Source organism: Pseudomonas sp. B5(2017), from assembly GCF_002112825.1.
GTDB classification, from domain to species: Bacteria; Pseudomonadota; Gammaproteobacteria; order Pseudomonadales; family Pseudomonadaceae; genus Aquipseudomonas; species Aquipseudomonas putida_Z.
Map to the genome: position 1 here is coordinate 319,536 of NZ_NEIR01000002.1, position 16,609 is coordinate 336,144.

15 protein-coding genes are annotated in these 16,609 nt (G+C 65.6%); all 15 read right to left on the reverse strand.

The window, feature by feature from the left end:
• Positions 1–66: 66 nt before the first annotated feature.
• The gene (gene urtD, locus CAG00_RS04150; RefSeq protein ID WP_176240851.1) at positions 67–924 is read right to left on the reverse strand and encodes an urea ABC transporter ATP-binding protein UrtD; all 858 of its coding nucleotides are present in this window, start codon (positions 922–924) and stop codon (positions 67–69) included.
• Entirely contained in the window at positions 921–2,000 is a 1,080-nt protein-coding gene (gene urtC / locus CAG00_RS04155; RefSeq protein WP_025340800.1) for an urea ABC transporter permease subunit UrtC, read from the reverse strand. The genes urtD and urtC overlap by 4 nt, the downstream gene beginning before the upstream one ends.
• Positions 2,000–3,487, reverse strand: coding sequence for an urea ABC transporter permease subunit UrtB (gene urtB / locus CAG00_RS04160; RefSeq protein WP_085663558.1), 1,488 nt, complete (start codon positions 3,485–3,487; stop codon positions 2,000–2,002). The genes urtC and urtB overlap by 1 nt, the downstream gene beginning before the upstream one ends.
• Positions 3,488–3,626: 139 nt before the next feature.
• On the reverse strand, positions 3,627–4,892 hold the full coding sequence (urtA, locus tag CAG00_RS04165) for an urea ABC transporter substrate-binding protein (RefSeq protein ID WP_013974390.1): 1,266 nt from the start codon (positions 4,890–4,892) through the stop codon (positions 3,627–3,629).
• Positions 4,893–5,078: 186 nt separating this feature from the next.
• Entirely contained in the window at positions 5,079–6,485 is a 1,407-nt protein-coding gene (gene cycA / locus CAG00_RS04170; protein WP_025340798.1) for a D-serine/D-alanine/glycine transporter, read from the reverse strand.
• A 237-nt stretch (positions 6,486–6,722) separates the two neighbouring features.
• Complete coding sequence (locus tag CAG00_RS04175) at positions 6,723–8,090, reverse strand: PepSY domain-containing protein (RefSeq protein ID WP_075046503.1); 1,368 nt, start codon at positions 8,088–8,090, stop codon at positions 6,723–6,725.
• 58 nt (positions 8,091–8,148) lie between these two features.
• The gene (locus tag CAG00_RS04180; RefSeq protein ID WP_085663559.1) at positions 8,149–10,197 is read right to left on the reverse strand and encodes a TonB-dependent copper receptor; all 2,049 of its coding nucleotides are present in this window, start codon (positions 10,195–10,197) and stop codon (positions 8,149–8,151) included.
• A 68-nt stretch (positions 10,198–10,265) separates the two neighbouring features.
• Entirely contained in the window at positions 10,266–10,697 is a 432-nt protein-coding gene (locus CAG00_RS04185) for a DUF2946 domain-containing protein (RefSeq protein WP_085663560.1), read from the reverse strand.
• Positions 10,698–10,720: 23 nt separating this feature from the next.
• On the reverse strand, positions 10,721–11,206 hold the full coding sequence (locus CAG00_RS04190; RefSeq protein ID WP_003257539.1) for a copper chaperone PCu(A)C: 486 nt from the start codon (positions 11,204–11,206) through the stop codon (positions 10,721–10,723).
• 47 nt (positions 11,207–11,253) lie between these two features.
• A complete protein-coding gene (locus CAG00_RS04195) occupies positions 11,254–11,643 on the reverse strand; it encodes a DUF2946 domain-containing protein (RefSeq protein ID WP_085663561.1) in 390 nt (129 codons plus the stop codon).
• A gap of 216 nt (positions 11,644–11,859) precedes the next feature.
• Positions 11,860–12,714, reverse strand: coding sequence for an SPFH domain-containing protein (locus CAG00_RS04200; RefSeq protein WP_061550630.1), 855 nt, complete (start codon positions 12,712–12,714; stop codon positions 11,860–11,862).
• 26 nt (positions 12,715–12,740) lie between these two features.
• Positions 12,741–13,178 carry an NfeD family protein gene (locus CAG00_RS04205; protein WP_085663562.1) on the reverse strand — a complete coding sequence of 146 codons (438 nt, stop codon included), beginning with the start codon at positions 13,176–13,178 and terminating at the stop codon, positions 12,741–12,743.
• 253 nt (positions 13,179–13,431) lie between these two features.
• On the reverse strand, positions 13,432–14,157 hold the full coding sequence (locus tag CAG00_RS04215) for a cobalt-precorrin-6A reductase (protein ID WP_085663563.1): 726 nt from the start codon (positions 14,155–14,157) through the stop codon (positions 13,432–13,434).
• A complete protein-coding gene (locus CAG00_RS04220) occupies positions 14,154–15,248 on the reverse strand; it encodes a cobalt-precorrin-5B (C(1))-methyltransferase (RefSeq protein WP_025340790.1) in 1,095 nt (364 codons plus the stop codon). Before CAG00_RS04220 ends, CAG00_RS04215 begins: the two co-directional genes overlap by 4 nt.
• Positions 15,241–16,452, reverse strand: a complete 1,212-nt coding sequence (cbiE, locus tag CAG00_RS04225) for a precorrin-6y C5,15-methyltransferase (decarboxylating) subunit CbiE (RefSeq protein WP_085663564.1) — start codon at positions 16,450–16,452, stop codon at positions 15,241–15,243. The genes CAG00_RS04220 and cbiE overlap by 8 nt, the downstream gene beginning before the upstream one ends.
• Positions 16,453–16,609 lie beyond the last annotated feature (157 nt).

The following is a 16,609-nucleotide window of genomic DNA, read 5'->3' on the forward strand; positions in this document are numbered from 1 at the left end:
TTCAGGCCTGTGCCGTACCTGTGGGAGCGGGTTTACCCGCGAAGAGGCCGGCACAGGTTTCAATGTCTAGCGGCCCAGATACACCTCGACCACCCGCTCATCCGCCTGCACCTGCTCCAGCGACCCTTCCGCCAGCACGCTGCCCTGGTGCAGCACGGTCACATGGTCGGCAATGCTGCCGACAAACCCCATGTCATGCTCCACCACCATCAGCGAATGCTTGCCAGCCAACCCCTTGAACAGCTCGGCAGTGAACTCGGTCTCGGCATCGGTCATGCCCGCCACCGGCTCGTCCAGCAACAGCAGTTGCGGCTCCTGCACCAGTAGCATGCCGATCTCCAGGAACTGCTTCTGCCCATGCGACAGCAAGCCCGCCTGGCGCTGGGCCAGCGGCAGCAGGCGCAAGGTGCCCAGCACCTCCTCGATGCGCTGGCGCTGCTCACCACCCAGGCGCGCTGCCAGGCTGGCCCATACCGACTTGTCGGTCTTCAGCGCCAGCTCCAGGTTTTCGAACACCGTCAGCGCCTCGAACACCGTGGGCTTCTGGAACTTGCGGCCTATGCCGGCCTGGGCGATCTGGTATTCGCTCATGCGGGTCAGGTCGAGGGTGTCACCGAAATAGGCCGTACCGCTGTCGGGCCGGGTCTTGCCGGTGATCACATCCATCATCGTGGTCTTGCCGGCCCCGTTGGGGCCGATGATGCAACGCAGTTCGCCCACGCCGATGTACAGGTTCAGCGCGTTCAGCGCCTTGAAGCCATCGAAGCTGACGCTGATGTCTTCCAGGCTCAGCACCGTGCCATGGCGGGTATCGAGGCCGGCCTTGCGGCTGTGGCCCAGGCCGATGGCGTCGCGGCCGGCGCCGAGGTTGTCGAACACCGGTTCGAGCATGAATTCCGGGTGGACCGGGGGCACGCCTCTCATGGCTGGCTCCTTTTCTTCAACAGGCCGACCACGCCCTTGGGCAGGTACAGGGTGACGAGGATGAACAACGCGCCGAGGAAGAACAGCCAGAACTCCGGGAAGGCCACGGTGAACCAGCTTTTCATGCCATTCACCAGGCCGGCGCCGAGCAGCGGGCCGATCAAGGTGCCGCGCCCGCCCAGGGCCACCCACACGGCGGCTTCGATGGAGTTGGTCGGCGACATCTCGCTGGGATTGATGATGCCCACCTGCGGTACGTACAGCGCACCGGCCAGGCCGCACAGTACGGCGCTTAGCACCCACACCAGCAACTTGAAACCACGCGGGTCGTAGCCACAGAACATCAGGCGGTTTTCGGCGTCGCGCACGGCGGTGAGCAAACGGCCGAACTTGCTGCGGGTGAGGCGCCAGCACAGGTACAGGCTGGCCAGCAGCAGGCCGACGGTGAGCAGGAACAGCACTGCGCGGGTGCCTTGGGCTGCGATGTCGAAGCCAAGGATGGTGCGGAAGCTGGTAAAGCCGTTGTTGCCACCAAAGCCGGTTTCGTTGCGGAAGAACAGCAACATGCCGGCGAAGGTCAGCGCCTGGGTCATGATCGAGAAGTACACGCCCTTGATCCGCGAGCGGAAGGCGAACCAGCCGAACACCAGCGCCAGCAATCCGGGCGCCAGCACCACCAGGCACAGGGCCCAGGCGAAATGCTGGGTACCGGCCCAGTACCAGGGCAGCTCGCTCCACGACAGGAAGGTCATGAACCCTGGCAGGCCGTCACCGGCGGCCTGGCGCATCAGGTACATGCCCATGGCGTAGCCACCGAGGGCGAAGAACAGCCCGTGGCCCAGCGACAGCAGCCCGGCGTAGCCCCAGACCAGGTCCAGGGCCAGCGCGACGATGGCGTAGCAGAGGATCTTGCCGACCAGGGTCAGGGTGTAGGCCGACACTTGCAGGGCATGGTCCGCCGGCAGCAGCGACAGCAGCGGCAGGGCCACCAGCAGCAGGACGACGACGGCGCCGATGGCCAGGGTCAGGCGTGGCCCGGCCTTTTGCGTAGCGGTGACAAGCAGTGGCTGGTTCATCAGTCGATTACCCGTCCCTTGAGGGCGAACAGGCCTTGCGGGCGCTTCTGGATGAACAGAATGATCAACGCAAGGATGAGGATCTTGCCGAGCACGGCGCCGATCTGCGGCTCCAGCAGCTTGTTGGCGATGCCAAGGCCGAAGGCTGCCCACAGGCTGCCGGCCAACTGGCCGACGCCGCCAAGCACCACCACCAGGAACGAGTCGATGATGTAGCTCTGGCCCAGGTCCGGGCCGACGTTGCCGACCTGGCTCAGGGCCACGCCGCCTAGCCCGGCGATGCCCGAGCCGAGGCCGAAGGCGAGCATGTCTACGCGCCCGGTGGACACGCCGCAGCAGGCGGCCATGTTGCGGTTCTGGGTGACCGCGCGCACGTTCAGGCCCAGCCGTGTGCGGTTGAGCAGCAGCCAGGTGAGCAGTACCACGGCCAGGGCGAAGCCGATGATCACCAGGCGGTTGTATGGCAGCACCAGGTTGGGCAGCAACTGGATGCCCCCCGACAGCCAGGCCGGGTTGCTGACTTCGACGTTCTGCGCGCCGAACAGCAGGCGGATGGCCTGGATCAGGATCAGGCTGATGCCCCAGGTCGCCAGCAGGGTTTCCAGTGGGCGGCCATACAGGTGGCGGATTACCGTGCGCTCCAACGCCATGCCGACCCCGGCACTGATGATGAACGCCACCGGCAGGGCGATCAGCGGGTAGAACTCGATGGCGCCGGGGGCGTAGCGCTGCAGCAGTACCTGGACCATGTAGCTGCTGTAGGCGCCGAGCATCAGCATCTCGCCGTGGGCCATGTTGATCACCCCGAGCAGGCCGAAGGTGATGGCCAGGCCAAGGGCTGCCAGCAGCAGGATCGAGCCCAGCGACAGGCCGCTGAAGGCCTGGCCGAGCAGTTCGCCCACCAGCAGCTTGCGCTGCACCTGGGCCAGGCTGGTTTCGGCGGCGGTGCGCACGCCCGGGTCGGTTTCCGCGTTGGGTTGCAGCAAGGCTTCGAGGCGGGTGCGGGCCAGCGGGTCACCGGTTTCGCCGAGCAGGCGCACGGCAGCCAGGCGTACCGCTGGTTCGCTGGCGCCCAGTTGCAGGTTGGCCAGGGCCAGGCCGAGGGCGGCGTGCACGGCGGCATCCGGTTCGCTGGCGAAGCGCCGGTCGAGGAAGGCCATTTGCGCCGGTTGCGCGCTTTTCTGTAGTTGTTGGGCAGCGGCCAGGCGGATGTCGCTGTTGTCGCTGAGCAACTGGTGGCTGGCCAGGGCATTGTCGATCAGGCCACGCAGGCGGTTGTTCAGGCGCACCTTGCGCGTGTCGTCGCCGGCGATGCGGCCTTGGCGCAGGTTGTCCAGCAGCGGCAGGCGGGCGGCATCGGGTTGCGCGGCCCAGCCTTCGAGCAGGCGGGCTTGTTCGGCGGGCTTGGCAGCGAGGAAGAATTCGCCCTCGCTGGCCTGGGTTGCCAAGGGCATCAGCAGGAGAAGGGTTAACAGGAGTCTAAGCATGCGAGCAGTCCTGGAATACAGCGGTGGATTCTTCGCGGGTAAACCCGCTCCCACAGGGATCGCACAGGTTTCGAACCTTGCACCGAATTTGTGGGAGCGGGTTCACCCGCGAATGGGCTGCAAAGCAGCCCCAGTGCACTCAGTTACCTTTCACGGCGTAATCAGGGCGCTTGTCGTTGCCGGGAATGAAAGGGCTCCATGGCTGCGCCCGTAGCGGTTGCTCGGTTTCCCACACCACGCTGAACTGCCCGTCATCCTGGATCTCGCCGATCATCACCGGCTTGTGCAGGTGGTGGTTGGTCTTGTCCATGGTCAGGGTGAAACCGGACGGCGCCTCGAAGCTTTGCCCGGCCAGTGCCTCGCGCACCTTGTCGACATCGGTGGACTTGGCTTTCTCCACCGCCTGCGCCCACATGTGGATGCCCACGTAGGTGGCCTCCATCGGGTCGTTGGTCACCGCCTTGTCCGCGCCTGGCAGGCCCTTGGCCTTGGCGTAGGCCTTCCAGTCGGCGACGAATTTCTGGTTGACCGGGTTATCCACCGACTCGAAGTAGTTCCACGCCGCCAGATGGCCCACCAGCGGCTTGGTGTCGATGCCGCGCAGTTCTTCTTCGCCCACCGAGAACGCCACCACCGGCACGTCGGTGGCCTTCAGGCCCTGGTTGGCCAGCTCCTTGTAGAACGGCACGTTGGAGTCGCCGTTGACCGTGGAGATGACCGCGGTCTTGCCGCCGGCGGAGAACTTCTTGATGTTGGCGACGATGGTCTGGTAATCGCTGTGGCCGAACGGCGTGTACACCTCTTCGATGTCCTTGTCGGCCACGCCCTTGCTGTGCAGGAACGCACGCAGGATCTTGTTGGTGGTGCGCGGGTAGACGTAGTCGGTGCCCAGCAGGAAGAAGCGCTTGGCGCTGCCGCCGTCCTCGCTCATCAGGTACTCCACGGCCGGGATGGCCTGCTGGTTGGGCGCGGCGCCGGTGTAGAACACGTTTGGCGACATCTCTTCACCTTCGTACTGCACCGGGTAGAACAGCAGGCCGTTCAGTTCCTCGAACACTGGCAGTACCGACTTGCGCGATACCGAGGTCCAGCAGCCGAACACCACTGCCACCTTGTCCTGGGTCAGCAGCTGTCGGCTCTTTTCAGCGAACAGCGGCCAGTTGGAGGCCGGGTCGACCACCACCGGTTCGAGCAGCTTGCCGTTCACGCCGCCCTTGGCGTTGATCTGCTCGATGGTCATCAGCGCCATGTCCTTGAGCGAAGTCTCGGAAATGGCCATGGTCCCCGACAGCGAATGCAGGATGCCGACCTTGATGGTTTCGGCGGCCTGGATGCTCCAGCTCAGGCCCATTGCGGCAATCGATGCGCTAAGGGTGAAGGCCTTGATCAGACTGCGTCGCTTCATGTGCTCTCTCCGCTGAGTTTTTATGTGTTGGGCAAGCGGGGAGGGGCGTTGCAAGGGGTGTGCCTAACGGCGGAAGGTGCGCAATAGAGGGGTTGTGCGAGGTGTTGGGGCGTTGGTTGGATCCAGGTTGGTGCCTGATGGATTTGTGTGCACAGGATTGGGGCCGCAAAGCAGCCCCCGAGGCCATCAGCCGTTACGCACAGCCGTGCGCGGATGGCGCTTGCTGCGCACACCCTGATAGGTCACCGCCAGCAGCACGAACCAGATCGGCGTCACCAGCAACGCCGCACGGGTATCGTCCTCCAGGCTCAGCAACACCAGGATGAAGGCAAAGAACACCAGGCACACGTAGCACATGAAGCGCCCGCCCGGCATCTTGTACTTCGAGGCCTGGTGCAGTGCCGCGCGGTGTTTGCGGTACTTCAGGTACGACAGCAGGATCAGTGTCCAGACGAACATGAACAGCACCGCCGAAACGGTGGTGACCAGGGTGAATGCCTCGACCACGTTCGGCACCAGGTAGATCAGCACTGCGCCCAGCAGCAGGCAGGTGCAGGAGAAGTACAGGCCGTTGGCTGGTACCGAGCGGCTCGACAGTTTCTCGAAGGCCTTGGGTGCGTCACCCTCCTGGCTCAGGCCGTAGAGCATGCGGCTGGTGGAGAACACGCCGCTGTTGGCCGACGAGGCCGCCGAGGTCAGCACCACGAAGTTGATGATGCTCGCCGCCGCAGGCAGGCCGGCCAGCACGAACAGCTCCACGAACGGGCTCTTGCCTGGCACCACGTCGCGCCATGGGGTCACGGCCATGATCGCGATCAGCGCCAGCACGTAGAACACGATGATCCGTACCGGGATCGAGTTGATCGCCCGTGGCAGGGTGCGTTCCGGGTTCTTCGCTTCGGCGGCGGTGGTGCCTACCAGCTCGATGCCGACGAAGGCGAACACGGCGATCTGGAAGCCGGCGAAGAAGCCCATCAGGCCATTGGGGAACATGCCACCGTCATTCCACAGGTTGGCCAGTTGCGCGGTGCGCCCGCTGGGCGAGGTGAAGCCGGTGATGACCATGTACAGGCCGGTGACGACCAGGCCGATGATGGCGACGATCTTGATCAGGGCGAACCAGAACTCCATTTCACCGAACATCTTCACCGTCACCAGGTTCAGCGACAGCAGCAGCCCTACGCAGGTCAGCGCCGGTATCCACTGCGGCAGTTCGGGGAACCAGAACTGCGTATAGGCCGCGATCGCGACCACATCGGCGATGCCAGTGACTACCCAGCAGAACCAGTAGGTCCAGCCGGTGAAGTAGCCCGCCCAGGGGCCGAGCAGGTCGGCGGAGAAATCGATGAAGGACTTGTAGTTGAGGTTCGACAGCAGCAGTTCGCCCATGGCGCGCATGACGAAGAACAGCATGAAGCCGATGATCATGTAGACGAAGATGATCGACGGCCCGGCCAGGCTGATGGTCTTGCCCGAGCCCATGAACAGGCCGGTACCGATCGCGCCACCGATGGCGATCAGCTGGATGTGGCGGTTGGTCAGGTTGCGCTGCAGATGCTGTTCATCTGGCGCTGTGGGTGAGGTTTGCGTCATAGGCTGCATTCCGTTGGACAGTCGGTCGTCTTGTCAGAGGTAGCCGGCTAGGCTAACACGCGCGTTCCAGTTCGGGGCGCGACAGATCGACTCGACTTTTGGGGAGCAGTGTTGTGCCTGTGCGGGCCTCTTCGCGGGTGAACCCGCTCCCACAGGGACCGCGCTGCCCTCAGGCTTGGCGCAGAAACTGTGGGAGCGGGTTTATCCGCGAAGGGGCCGGCACAGACGAAGCAAGGCTCAAGCGCTGGCCAGCACCCGGCCGCGCCTCACCACCAGGCTATCCACCAGCCACATCACCACCATCGACACCCCCACCAGCGGGAACATCAACCCCAGCACCAGCATCACCCCCACCGCTACTTTCCAGCGCGGCAGGTCATGGCGCAGCGGCGGCACACCCAGCCCGCCGGCCGGCCTGCGCTTCCACCACATCACCAGCCCGCTCACCGAGCCCAGCAAGATCATCAGGCACACCAGCAGGATGATGATCTGGTTGAACGCCCCGAACATCTTGCCTTCATGCAGCATCACACCCAGCTCGGTGGCACGGGCGACCGGGCTGTAGTCCTGCCAGCGCACATCGGCCAGCACCTTGCCGGTGTACTGGTCGACATGCAGGGTGGCGTCGTTGCGCGGGTCGTCGGCGAATACGGCGATGGTGAACACCCCATCGGCCGTGGTCGGCGCGGTGATGCTGTAACCCGGTTCGACCTGGCGCGCGGTAGCGATGTCTTCGACCTGCTGCAGGCTTATCTGTGGCGCTGCCGGCGCGCTCGACATCATGTGATGCCCGGCATGTTCGGCGTGTGCACCAGACTGCGGCATCGGCGTGTTTTCCATCGCCCAGGGCACGGTCTGGCGGTGCGCGCTGTTGAGTTCACCCGCCTGTTGGTCCGACTTGGGCACGTCGTTCCACATGGCTGCCGGAAAGCGGTTCCACAAGTCGGCGTACTGCTTGCCCCACAGGCCGGTCCAGGTCATGCCGCTGACCAGCATCAGCAGCAACAAGGCCGAGCCCCAGAAACCGGTCACCGCATGCAGGTCGCGCCAGAACAGTCGGCCGCGTGCCGACAGCCGTGGCCACAGCACGCCAGCACCATTGCGCCCGCGTGGCCACCACAAGTACAGGCCCGACACCACCAGCACGATGCCCCAGCCCGCGGCCAGTTCTACCAGGCGGTCACCGACCGTGCCGACCATCAGTTCACCATGCAGGGCGCGGGCGATGGCCTGCAGGTTCTGCTTGCCATCCTGTTCGCCGAGGACTTTGCCGCTATAGGGGTCGACGAACACGTTCAGTTCACGCCCGGCGTCATGCACCACGAATTGTGCGCTGCGTTCGGCGTCTAGCGGCGGCAGGTACTGGCCAACGTGGCCCTTGGGGTAGGCCTTGCGCACCTCGGCCAGCATCGTGTCCGCGCCCTGTCGGTGGTGGCCGGCTTCGACCACCATCAGCTCGCGGTACAGCAGCGGGTCGAGCTGCGGCTTGAACAGGTAGATGATCCCGGTGATTGCCAGCAGGATCATGAACGGGGCCACGAACAGCCCCGCATAGAAGTGCCAACGCCAGGCCAGGTTGTAGAAATTGATGCGTGTTCCTCTCATGGGAACCTCCTGTTTGACCAGCAGATGGGCGCGACCTGCGCCGCGCCCGTTGTTGTTGTCAGAAGCTGAAGTCGACCTTGGTCCAGAAGGTCCTGCCTGGCTCGTTGACCGGCTGTGGATCGGTAGCCGGGTAGCCGAACCCGGCGTTCCCGGCCAGGTTCAAGTGCTCGGCGTAGGTCTTGTCGAACAGGTTGTCGACCCCTGCGCTGAGCTTGAGGTGGTTGCTTACCTTGTAGGCGCCATTGAGCGAGAACACGCCGAAGCCGGCGCTCTTGTCGTAGTCCTTGCCGACCACGTTGCCCTGGTTCTCGGCGATGCGGTTCTGCGCCGCCACCAGCCGCCACAGTGCGCCGACGCTCCACACATCGCGGCTGTAGGTCAGGCCCAGGCGGCTTTCCAGGGGCGGCATTTGCGGTAGTGCTGTTCCGTCACTGCTGTTCTTGCCCCAGGCGTAGGCCAGCGTGGCATCGGCCTTCCAGTTTTCCGTCAGTTGGTAGGCCGCGCCCAGTTCGCCGCCCATGATGCGGGCGTCGATATTGCGGGCCCGGGAGCTCATCCCCTGGTAGTCGAACAGGATGTAGTCGCGGATCTGCCCCACGTAGCCGGAAGCCCAGGCTTCCATGCGCTCGTCGCGGTACTGGACACCGAAGTCGAGCTGGGTGGTTTTCTCCGGCTTGATGCTGTCGAAGGCATTGACCGAGCCGGTGGGGCCGCCCGCCGAGAACAGCTCCCAGTAGTCGGGGAAGCGTTGCGCATGGCCGAGGCCGATGTAGGTGGTGGCTGGCAGCGCAGCCAGGTCGTGCTCGTAGCGCATGAAACCGCTGGGCAGGGTGTCGGCGCGGGTGTTGCCGTTGGTGGCGCTGGTCGCGCGGAAGTCGCGGGCCGAGGCGCGGTCCAGGCGGGCACCGCTGATCAACCGGTCCTCGCCGCTGACGTACCAGGTCAGCTCGCCAAAGGCACCGTAGTTGTGGAAATCGGCGTCCTTGGTCCAGGCCTTGCCCTTGTGCGCGTCCACACCCATGCCACCGCGCTTGCGATGTTCGTTGGTCTGCGCGTCGATGCCGCCGATCAGTTGAACATCAGCCCAGCGCCAGGTGGCCTTGATGCGTGCGCCCATGGTGCGGCGGTCGACGTTGCTGACCATCGGCATGCCCATCATGCCGCTGCCCGAAGGCGTGCGCAGGCTGTAGTTGTCCATCACGTGGTCGGCGTAGTTGTAGTAGACCTGCGCCTCGACCTTGTCGAGCACCTCGCCGAGGTTGGACTTCTCGAAACGCAGGCCCAGGCTTTCGCGCTTGAACTGCGAGCCGTCCATGCCGCGGCCGGCATAGCGGGCCTCGCCATCGCCCTTGCCGGCGGTGAGTTCCAGCAGGGTGTCCTGGTCGGGGGTCCAGCCGAGAGCGACATCGCCGTTCCACTTGTCCCAGCGTGACGGCACGGTGTTGTCACCGCCGTCGTGGTAGTCGTCCGAGCGCGACTGGTTGCCGACGAAGCGGGCGTAGGCCTGGTCGTTGCCGACGGCAGTGTCCAGCACCTTGTCGAAGCGGCCGTTGGAGCCGGCCAGCAGGCTGGCATTGACCCGGCTGCCGAGGGTGCCGAACTTTTCCGGCTCGCGCTCGAAGAGGATGGTGCCCGCCGAGCCGCCCGGGCCCCAGATCACGCTTTGCGGGCCTTTGATGACGGTCAGGCGGTCGTAGGTTTCCGGCGAAATGTACGACGTGGGGGCGTCCATGCGGTTGGGACAGGCGCCCAGCATCAGGCCGCCATTGGTGAGGATGTTCAGGCGCGAGCCGAACATGCCGCGCAGTACCGGGTCGCCGTTGGTGCCGCCGGCGCGGATGGCCGAGAAGCCGGGGATGGTCTTCAGGTAGTCGGCGCCATCGCTGGCCGGCACCGGCTGGCGCGGGTCTTTCGGGTTGGTGACCACGGTCAGCGGCGAGCTCGGGGCCACCGCGGTGATCACCGTCGGGCTCAGCTCGGGGGCATCGTGTGCATGGCCTTCATGGCCTGGGTCGGCGGCCAGGGCCACGGGCGCGAGCAGCGAGCCGCACACGGCGGCGATGGTCCCACGCAGGGACAAGGCAAAAACAGGGGTGCAGCCGGACATAATGATTCCAGTCGATCAGTCATGAGTCAGCGCGAAGCCTCCTGGCTCCGTGCGCAAAAAATGTGGGTTCAGACGTTGATCGAGGAAGGTGGGGCGCGGCTGCGCGCGCCGGGGAATACAGCCTGCCGGGCATGGCCCTGGCGCGTGGGTGCGAACAGGTGGGTGGTGGGTACGACGCTGCCGGCACTGAGCGGGCTGAGGGCCTGGGGCAGGGCCGGGCAGTTGAACAACAGGCTGCAGTAACCGCACTTTTCCCACATCACATGCAGCTGGCCATCGCCAGCCTGGCCGTGATGGGGGTCGCCGCCATGCTGATGGGCGGTGGCCATCGGCATGTTCATCGGCATGCTCATGCCGGCGTGGTGGTCCATCGGCATCGACTGGGAAATCAGCGGGCCGATGAAGATCATCCACATGGCGAACAGGCTCAGCCATCCGCCACCGGCGCGCCTGCGGTCAGGGCGGGTGGTACGGCTGATGCTGTTGCGCGGCAGGCTCATGGCGAGTGCCTTTCAGCGAGTGATCAGTGCGCGTGTTCGTGGGCTTGCGGCTGGTCCGTCGGCGCCTGCTTCTGCACGGCCACATCGACGGTGATATCGCCGGCCTTTTCGAAGTGCAGGGTCAACGGGAAGCGCTTGCCGTCGCTGAGCAGGCTGCGGTCCTTGGGCTGCATCAGCATCACATGGTAGGCGCTGGGGGCGAAGGTCAGGTCCTTGCCTGCGGGCACCACCACGCTGGGCACCTGCTGCATCTTCATGGCACCGCTGGCGCTCATGGCATGCTCGTGCAGTTGTGCGTCATCGCTGATGGGGCTGTCGACACCGAGCAGGCGGTCGTCGGCCTGGCCGTTGTTGTGCACCACGAAATACGCCGCGACGTTGGGGGCGTTGGGGGGCAGCTGCAGTGACCAGGGGTGGGCGATGTGCAGGTCACCCACGCTGTATTCGTGGGCATTGGCAAAGGCGCCGGGCAGCAGCAGGGCGGCCATGACGAGGGCGTGCTTGAGCATGGTGAATCTCCGTTTCTGTTCAGGTTCAGGCAGACAGTGTGAAGAACTCAGGCCAGCGGAGAGGCACGGGGATTGAGCGCCGGCCAGAGTTGGCGCGGCGTGGCGTGGTAGTCGGCGGGTGGCGGCAGCAGGCCGGCGAGCAGTATCGGCGGGTTGTGCAGCTGCGGCGGGTAACCGGGCAGGGCCAGCAGTGGCGCGGCACCGGAGCAGCACCAGCAATTCATCATGCTGGCGCTGTCGTCGGTTTGCGGGCCGAGGTCGATCTTGGCCAGGGCCTGGACGTCGACCTTGGCCTTGTTGGCCATGCTGGAACAGAAGGCCCCCCACAGCAGCTGCTCGGCCGGGCCCTTGGGCGCGGCGGAAGACAGCGGCATGGCCAGCAGGTTGAACAGCACTGCAAGGCAGGCTATCCAGGCGATGTGCCGACGTGGGGGCATGGAGAGATCCGGTCAGGAATCGTGGTGGGTATTGTAAGGCGGAGTATAGGTAAAAATGGCGGGGTGCGGTGAAGTGACGCAGGCATGCTGTTGAAGCGGTGTCGCCTGCTTCGCGGGCACGCCCGCTCCCACAGGATTATCACCGGCCCAGGGGCAGCGGGTAACCTGTAGGAGCGGCCTTGTGTCGCGATGGGGCGCAAAGCGCCCCCAGCATTATCAAGCCTTGTTGCGGCCCATCAGCCCACGCACGGTCTCCTGCAGGTCCGCCGGCAGCACCACCACCTTGGCATTGCTGCTGCCCGCCAGGTTCTCCATCGCCCCCACATAGCGCTCGCCCAGCAGGTACATCGCCGGCACGGTCTCGTTGCCGACCGCGTCCTTGACCAGCGTAATCGCCCGCGCCGAGGCCTCGGCCAGGCTGATCTGCGCTTCGGCATCCAGCCTGGCAGCCTGCAAGCGTGCTTCTGCTTCCAGGATCGCCGCCTGCTTGGCCCCTTCGGCTCGGGTCACGTCGGCCTTGCGCTCACGCTCTGCTGCCGCCTGGCGCTCCATGGCCAGTTGCATGTTCTCCGAGGGCTTGATGTCCTGGATTTCCACCGAGCGTACGGTCACGCCCCAGTCTTCGGTCTGCTCGGACATCGCCTCGCGCAGGCGTGCCTTGATCTGCTCGCGGCTGGACAGCGCTTCGTCCAGGTCCATGGCGCCGACGATGGCGCGCAGCGAGGTCATGGTCAGGCTGGTGACGGCGAACGAGAAGTCCTGCACGCCATAGGAGGCCTTCTGCGGGTCGACCACCTTGGCGAAGCACAGGGCGTTGGCGACGATCACCGCGTTGTCCCGGGTGATGATTTCCTGCTGCTGCACATCGAGGATGATGTCCTTGGTCGGCAGGCGGTAGGCGACCACGTCCATGTACGGGATGACGATGTTCAGGCCGGGCTTGAGGGTGCTTTGGTAGCGGCCCAGGCGCTCGACGACCCATTCCTCGCCCTGGGGCACGATGCGCACCCCCTTGAACACGGTGATCAGGACGAACAGGGCGATGGCGACGACGACGATGAGGCTGGTCATGATGCGAAATTCCTTTTAGTGCGGATTCAGGCCCGGATGACCCGGGCGGTGTTCCCTTCGATGGCGGTCAGGCGTACCCGCTCGCCGGCCGCGATCTCGCTGTTGGCGACGCAGGTCCATTCCTCGCTGCCGAGGATAGGCTTCTGGAAGCGCACACGGCCTTTCTGGAACTCCGAAACACCAGCAGTCAGCAGCCCTACTTCACCGATCACGCTTTCGGCGGTCCAGCGCACGTCTGGTTGCTTGCGCCGGAACAGCTTGAACCACAGTGCCGTGGTAACTGACGACATCAGCACCCACAGCAGCACCTGCATGTCCAGTTGCAGGCTGGGGGCGGCCAGCGAAATGAGCGACACCAGCACGGCGCCGATGCCGAACCAGAGGATGAAAAACGTCGGCAGGACCAGTTCGAGCAGGATCAGCGCGATGCCGAAGACCAGCCAGATCCACCATTGCATTTCCATATGGGTAGCGCCTTCCGGGAGGGAGTGCCGAGTTTAAGGTAGCAGTGCGGCACATGGCCACTTCATGGTTTGCAAGAAAAGTCCGAAATGGCTGTAGGAGCAACTATCTTGTGCAAATACATGAAAGTTGCCGCGTCCCCTGTGGGAGCGGGTTCACCCGCGAACACCGGCGAAGCCGGTGCCATGCACAGCGTTGATTTCTTCGCGGGTAAACCCGCTCCCACAGGGATCTGCGGTGCGCTTTCGGAATTTGTTATCCGCGCAGGTCGAGTGCCGCAGCCAGGTCGGCTGGCGAGTCGAATGCCCGGTCCACATCCGGCAAAGCCGGTCGCTTCAGGATCAGCACGGGTATCCCCAGCTCCCGCGCCACGTCCAGCTTCGGTTCGGTCGCCACGCTGCCGCTGTTCTTGCTGATCAGTACATCGATCTTGCGGCGCTGGAACAACGCCCGCTCATCCTCGATATGGAACGGCCCGCGTGCGCCAATCACTTCGCAGCGATCATTGCCAGGGCACGCCTCCAGCGCACGCAAGGTCCAGAACTGCTCCGGCGGTATCTCGTCCAGATGTTGCAGCGGCTCACGCCCCAGCGTGAACAATGGCCTGCGAAACGGCTTGAGTGCCTCGATCAACCCCGCCCAGTCCTCGACCTCGCGCCAGTCGTCCCCCGTTTGCGCCTGCCAGGCCGGGCGGCGCAAGGCCCAGCACGGGATACCGGCCATGCGTGCGGCGTTGGCCGCATTGCGGCTGATCTGTGCGGCATAGGGATGGGTAGCATCGATCAGCAACGTGATGCCTGCCTCGTGCAGGTAGCTGGCCAGCCCTTCGGCACCGCCAAAGCCGCCGACCCGAACCTGGCATTGCAGGTCCTGCGGCACCCGGCCGATGCCTGCCAGGCTGTAGACGTGCTGCGGGCCCAGGCGGCGAGCGATGGCCAGGGCTTCAGTGACGCCGCCCAGCAGCAGGATGCGCCCGTTCATTGCACACCCGCCCGGCCGACGATGCCACCCTGGCGGTCGATGGCGAACACTTCCACCTGCACCTGCGCTGGCACCACGCTGCGGGCGAAGGCCAGGGCGTGGGCGCACACCGCGTCACCCAAGGGGATGCCGGCTGCATGGGCCAGTGCCAGGGCCTGCTGGCTGGTGTTGGCAGTAATGATCGATGCTTGCAGCGCCTCGTCGGCGCCGATGTCCGCTGCCCAGCCGGCCAGTTGCGGCAGGTCGATGCTGGAGTGGCGGCTATGCAGGTCCATGTGCCCGGCAGCCAGTTTGCTGATCTTGCCGAAACCGCCGCACAGGGTCAGGCGTGGCACCGGCACCTTGCGCAGGTGCTTGAGCACCGCACCGACGAAGTCGCCCATTTCGATCAGGGCTATTTCCGGCAGGCCATAGACGCGGCGCATGGTGTCTTCGCTGGCGTTGCCGGTGCATGCGGCGATATGCGTGTAGCCGTTGGTGTGGGCGACGTCGATGCCCTGGTGGATCGAGGCGATGTAGGCCGCGCAGGAAAACGGCCGCACGATGCCGCTGGTGCCGAGGATCGACAGCCCGCCGAGAATGCCCAGGCGCGGGTTCATGGTCTTCAGGGCCAGTTGCTCGCCGCCCTGCACATTGACCGTGACCTCGAAGCCACCGGAGTAGCTGCATTCGTCCGCCAGGCGTTGCAGGTGTTCGCTGATCATGCGCCGTGGCACCGGGTTGATGGCCGGCTCACCCACCGCCAGCACCAGCCCCGGGCGGGTCACGGTGCCGACGCCGGTGCCGGCGACAAAACGGATGCCCGGTTCGGCCAGCAGGCGCACCTGGCTATAGAGCAGGGCGCCATGGGTCACGTCCGGGTCGTCGCCGGCGTCCTTGAGCGTGCCCGCTTCGGCACCTTGGCCGGTGAGGCGGCAGAACTCCAGGCGCATCTGCACCACCTTGCCTTTGGGCAGGGTTATGCTGACGGCGTCGTTGCTCTCGCCACCGAGCAGCAAGCGTGCTGCCGCCAGGCTGGTGGCGGTGGCGCAGCTGCCGGTGGTCAGGCCGCTGCGCAGGGGGGCGGGCTGTTCGCGGGTTTCTTCACGCATCGGCGGGTTTCACCACGTCCAGCAAGGTGATCGGCAGCGCCTGGCGCCAAGTGTCGAACGCGCCCAATGGCTGGGCATGGGCGACATGGATGCGGGTCAGCTCGCCGCCATGGCGTTCACGGAAATGCGCCAGGGCCAGTTCGCTTTGCAGGGTCACCGCATTGGCTACCAGCCGGCCGCCGGGGCGCAGGTTTGCCCAGCACAGGTCAAGCACACCTTCGCGGGTGACGCCGCCACCGATGAAGACAGCATCCGGTTGCTCCAGGCCCTCCAGCGCCGCCGGTGCCTTGCCCCGGACCAGTTGCAGGCCGGGTACACCCAGCGCATCACGGTTGTGTTCGATGAAGCCCTGGCGGCCTTCGTCGGCCTCGATGGCCAAGGCGCGGCAGGCCGGGTGGGCGCGCATCCATTCGATGCCGATCGAGCCGCAGCCGGCACCCACGTCCCACAGCAACTCGCCGGGCTGTGGTGCCAGGCGGGCCAGGGTGATGGCGCGGACATCGCGTTTGGTCAGCTGGCCGTCATGCCGGAAGGCGCTGTCCGGCAACCCGGCCAGCCGGTGCAGGCGCGGCGCCTCGGGTGTGGCCAGGCACTCGATGGCTACCAGGTTGAGCGCGGCGACGTCGCTGTGCGGCCAGTCCTGGGCGGTGCCGGCCAACTCACGTTCGTCCACGCCACCCAAGTGTTCGAAGACCCGCAGGCGGCTTGGCCCGAAGCCCCGCTCGCGCAGCTGCGTGGCAATTGCTGCCGGGCTGTCGCCGTCGTTGCTCAGCACCAGCAGGCGCACGCCGCTGTGCAGGTGGGCATTGAGCGCTGCCAGGGGCCGAGCGACCAGCGATACCACCTGCACGTCCTGCAGTGGCCAGCCCAGGCGGGCTGCGGCCAGGGCGCAGGAGGAGGGCATCGACAGCACGCGTATTTCAGCGGCGGGCAGTTGGCGCGCCAGGCTGGCGCCGACGCCGTAGAACATCGGGTCGCCGCTGGCCAGCACGCATACCGGCTGGCCGCGCAGGGCCAGTACCGGGGCCAGCGAGAACGGGCTTGGCCAGCCCAGCCGTTCGCCGGCCACGCAGCGTGGCAGCAAGGCCAGCTGGCGCGGGCTGCCGAAGATCCGCGCAGCGCCCAGCAGCGCGCGCCGGGCCTGCTTGCCCAGGCCGCTGAAGCCGTCTTCGCCGATACCTACAACTGTCAGCCAGGGTGCCATGTATTTCATTCCGCCATTTTTGGGGCCGCTGCGCGCCCCTTCGCGGGCTCGCCCGCTCCTACAGGTACAGCGCAGCCGTTGAGGGCAGCGGTGATCCTGTGGGAGCGGGCATGCCCGCGAAGAAGGCGACGCGGTCCTGAATTTCTACTCGATCGTC

Bases quoted from the DNA above. Each gene is read 5' to 3' on its own strand.
- CAG00_RS04220 (WP_025340790.1), bottom strand. From the start codon at position 15,248: ATGCGTGAAGAAACCCGCGAACAGCCCGCCCCCCTGCGCAGCGGCCTG.
- urtC (WP_025340800.1), bottom strand. From the start codon at position 2,000: ATGAACCAGCCACTGCTTGTCACCGCTACGCAAAAGGCCGGGCCACGC.
- CAG00_RS04200 (WP_061550630.1), bottom strand. From the start codon at position 12,714: ATGACCAGCCTCATCGTCGTCGTCGCCATCGCCCTGTTCGTCCTGATC.
- CAG00_RS04215 (WP_085663563.1), bottom strand. From the start codon at position 14,157: ATGAACGGGCGCATCCTGCTGCTGGGCGGCGTCACTGAAGCCCTGGCC.
- cbiE (WP_085663564.1), bottom strand. From the start codon at position 16,452: ATGGCACCCTGGCTGACAGTTGTAGGTATCGGCGAAGACGGCTTCAGC.
- CAG00_RS04180 (WP_085663559.1), bottom strand. From the start codon at position 10,197: ATGTCCGGCTGCACCCCTGTTTTTGCCTTGTCCCTGCGTGGGACCATC.
- CAG00_RS04205 (WP_085663562.1), bottom strand. From the start codon at position 13,178: ATGGAAATGCAATGGTGGATCTGGCTGGTCTTCGGCATCGCGCTGATC.
- urtD (WP_176240851.1), bottom strand. From the start codon at position 924: ATGAGAGGCGTGCCCCCGGTCCACCCGGAATTCATGCTCGAACCGGTG.
- CAG00_RS04195 (WP_085663561.1), bottom strand. From the start codon at position 11,643: ATGCCCCCACGTCGGCACATCGCCTGGATAGCCTGCCTTGCAGTGCTG.
- CAG00_RS04190 (WP_003257539.1), bottom strand. From the start codon at position 11,206: ATGCTCAAGCACGCCCTCGTCATGGCCGCCCTGCTGCTGCCCGGCGCC.
- cycA (WP_025340798.1), bottom strand. From the start codon at position 6,485: ATGACGCAAACCTCACCCACAGCGCCAGATGAACAGCATCTGCAGCGC.
- urtB (WP_085663558.1), bottom strand. From the start codon at position 3,487: ATGCTTAGACTCCTGTTAACCCTTCTCCTGCTGATGCCCTTGGCAACC.
- CAG00_RS04185 (WP_085663560.1), bottom strand. From the start codon at position 10,697: ATGAGCCTGCCGCGCAACAGCATCAGCCGTACCACCCGCCCTGACCGC.
- CAG00_RS04175 (WP_075046503.1), bottom strand. From the start codon at position 8,090: ATGAGAGGAACACGCATCAATTTCTACAACCTGGCCTGGCGTTGGCAC.
- urtA (WP_013974390.1), bottom strand. From the start codon at position 4,892: ATGAAGCGACGCAGTCTGATCAAGGCCTTCACCCTTAGCGCATCGATT.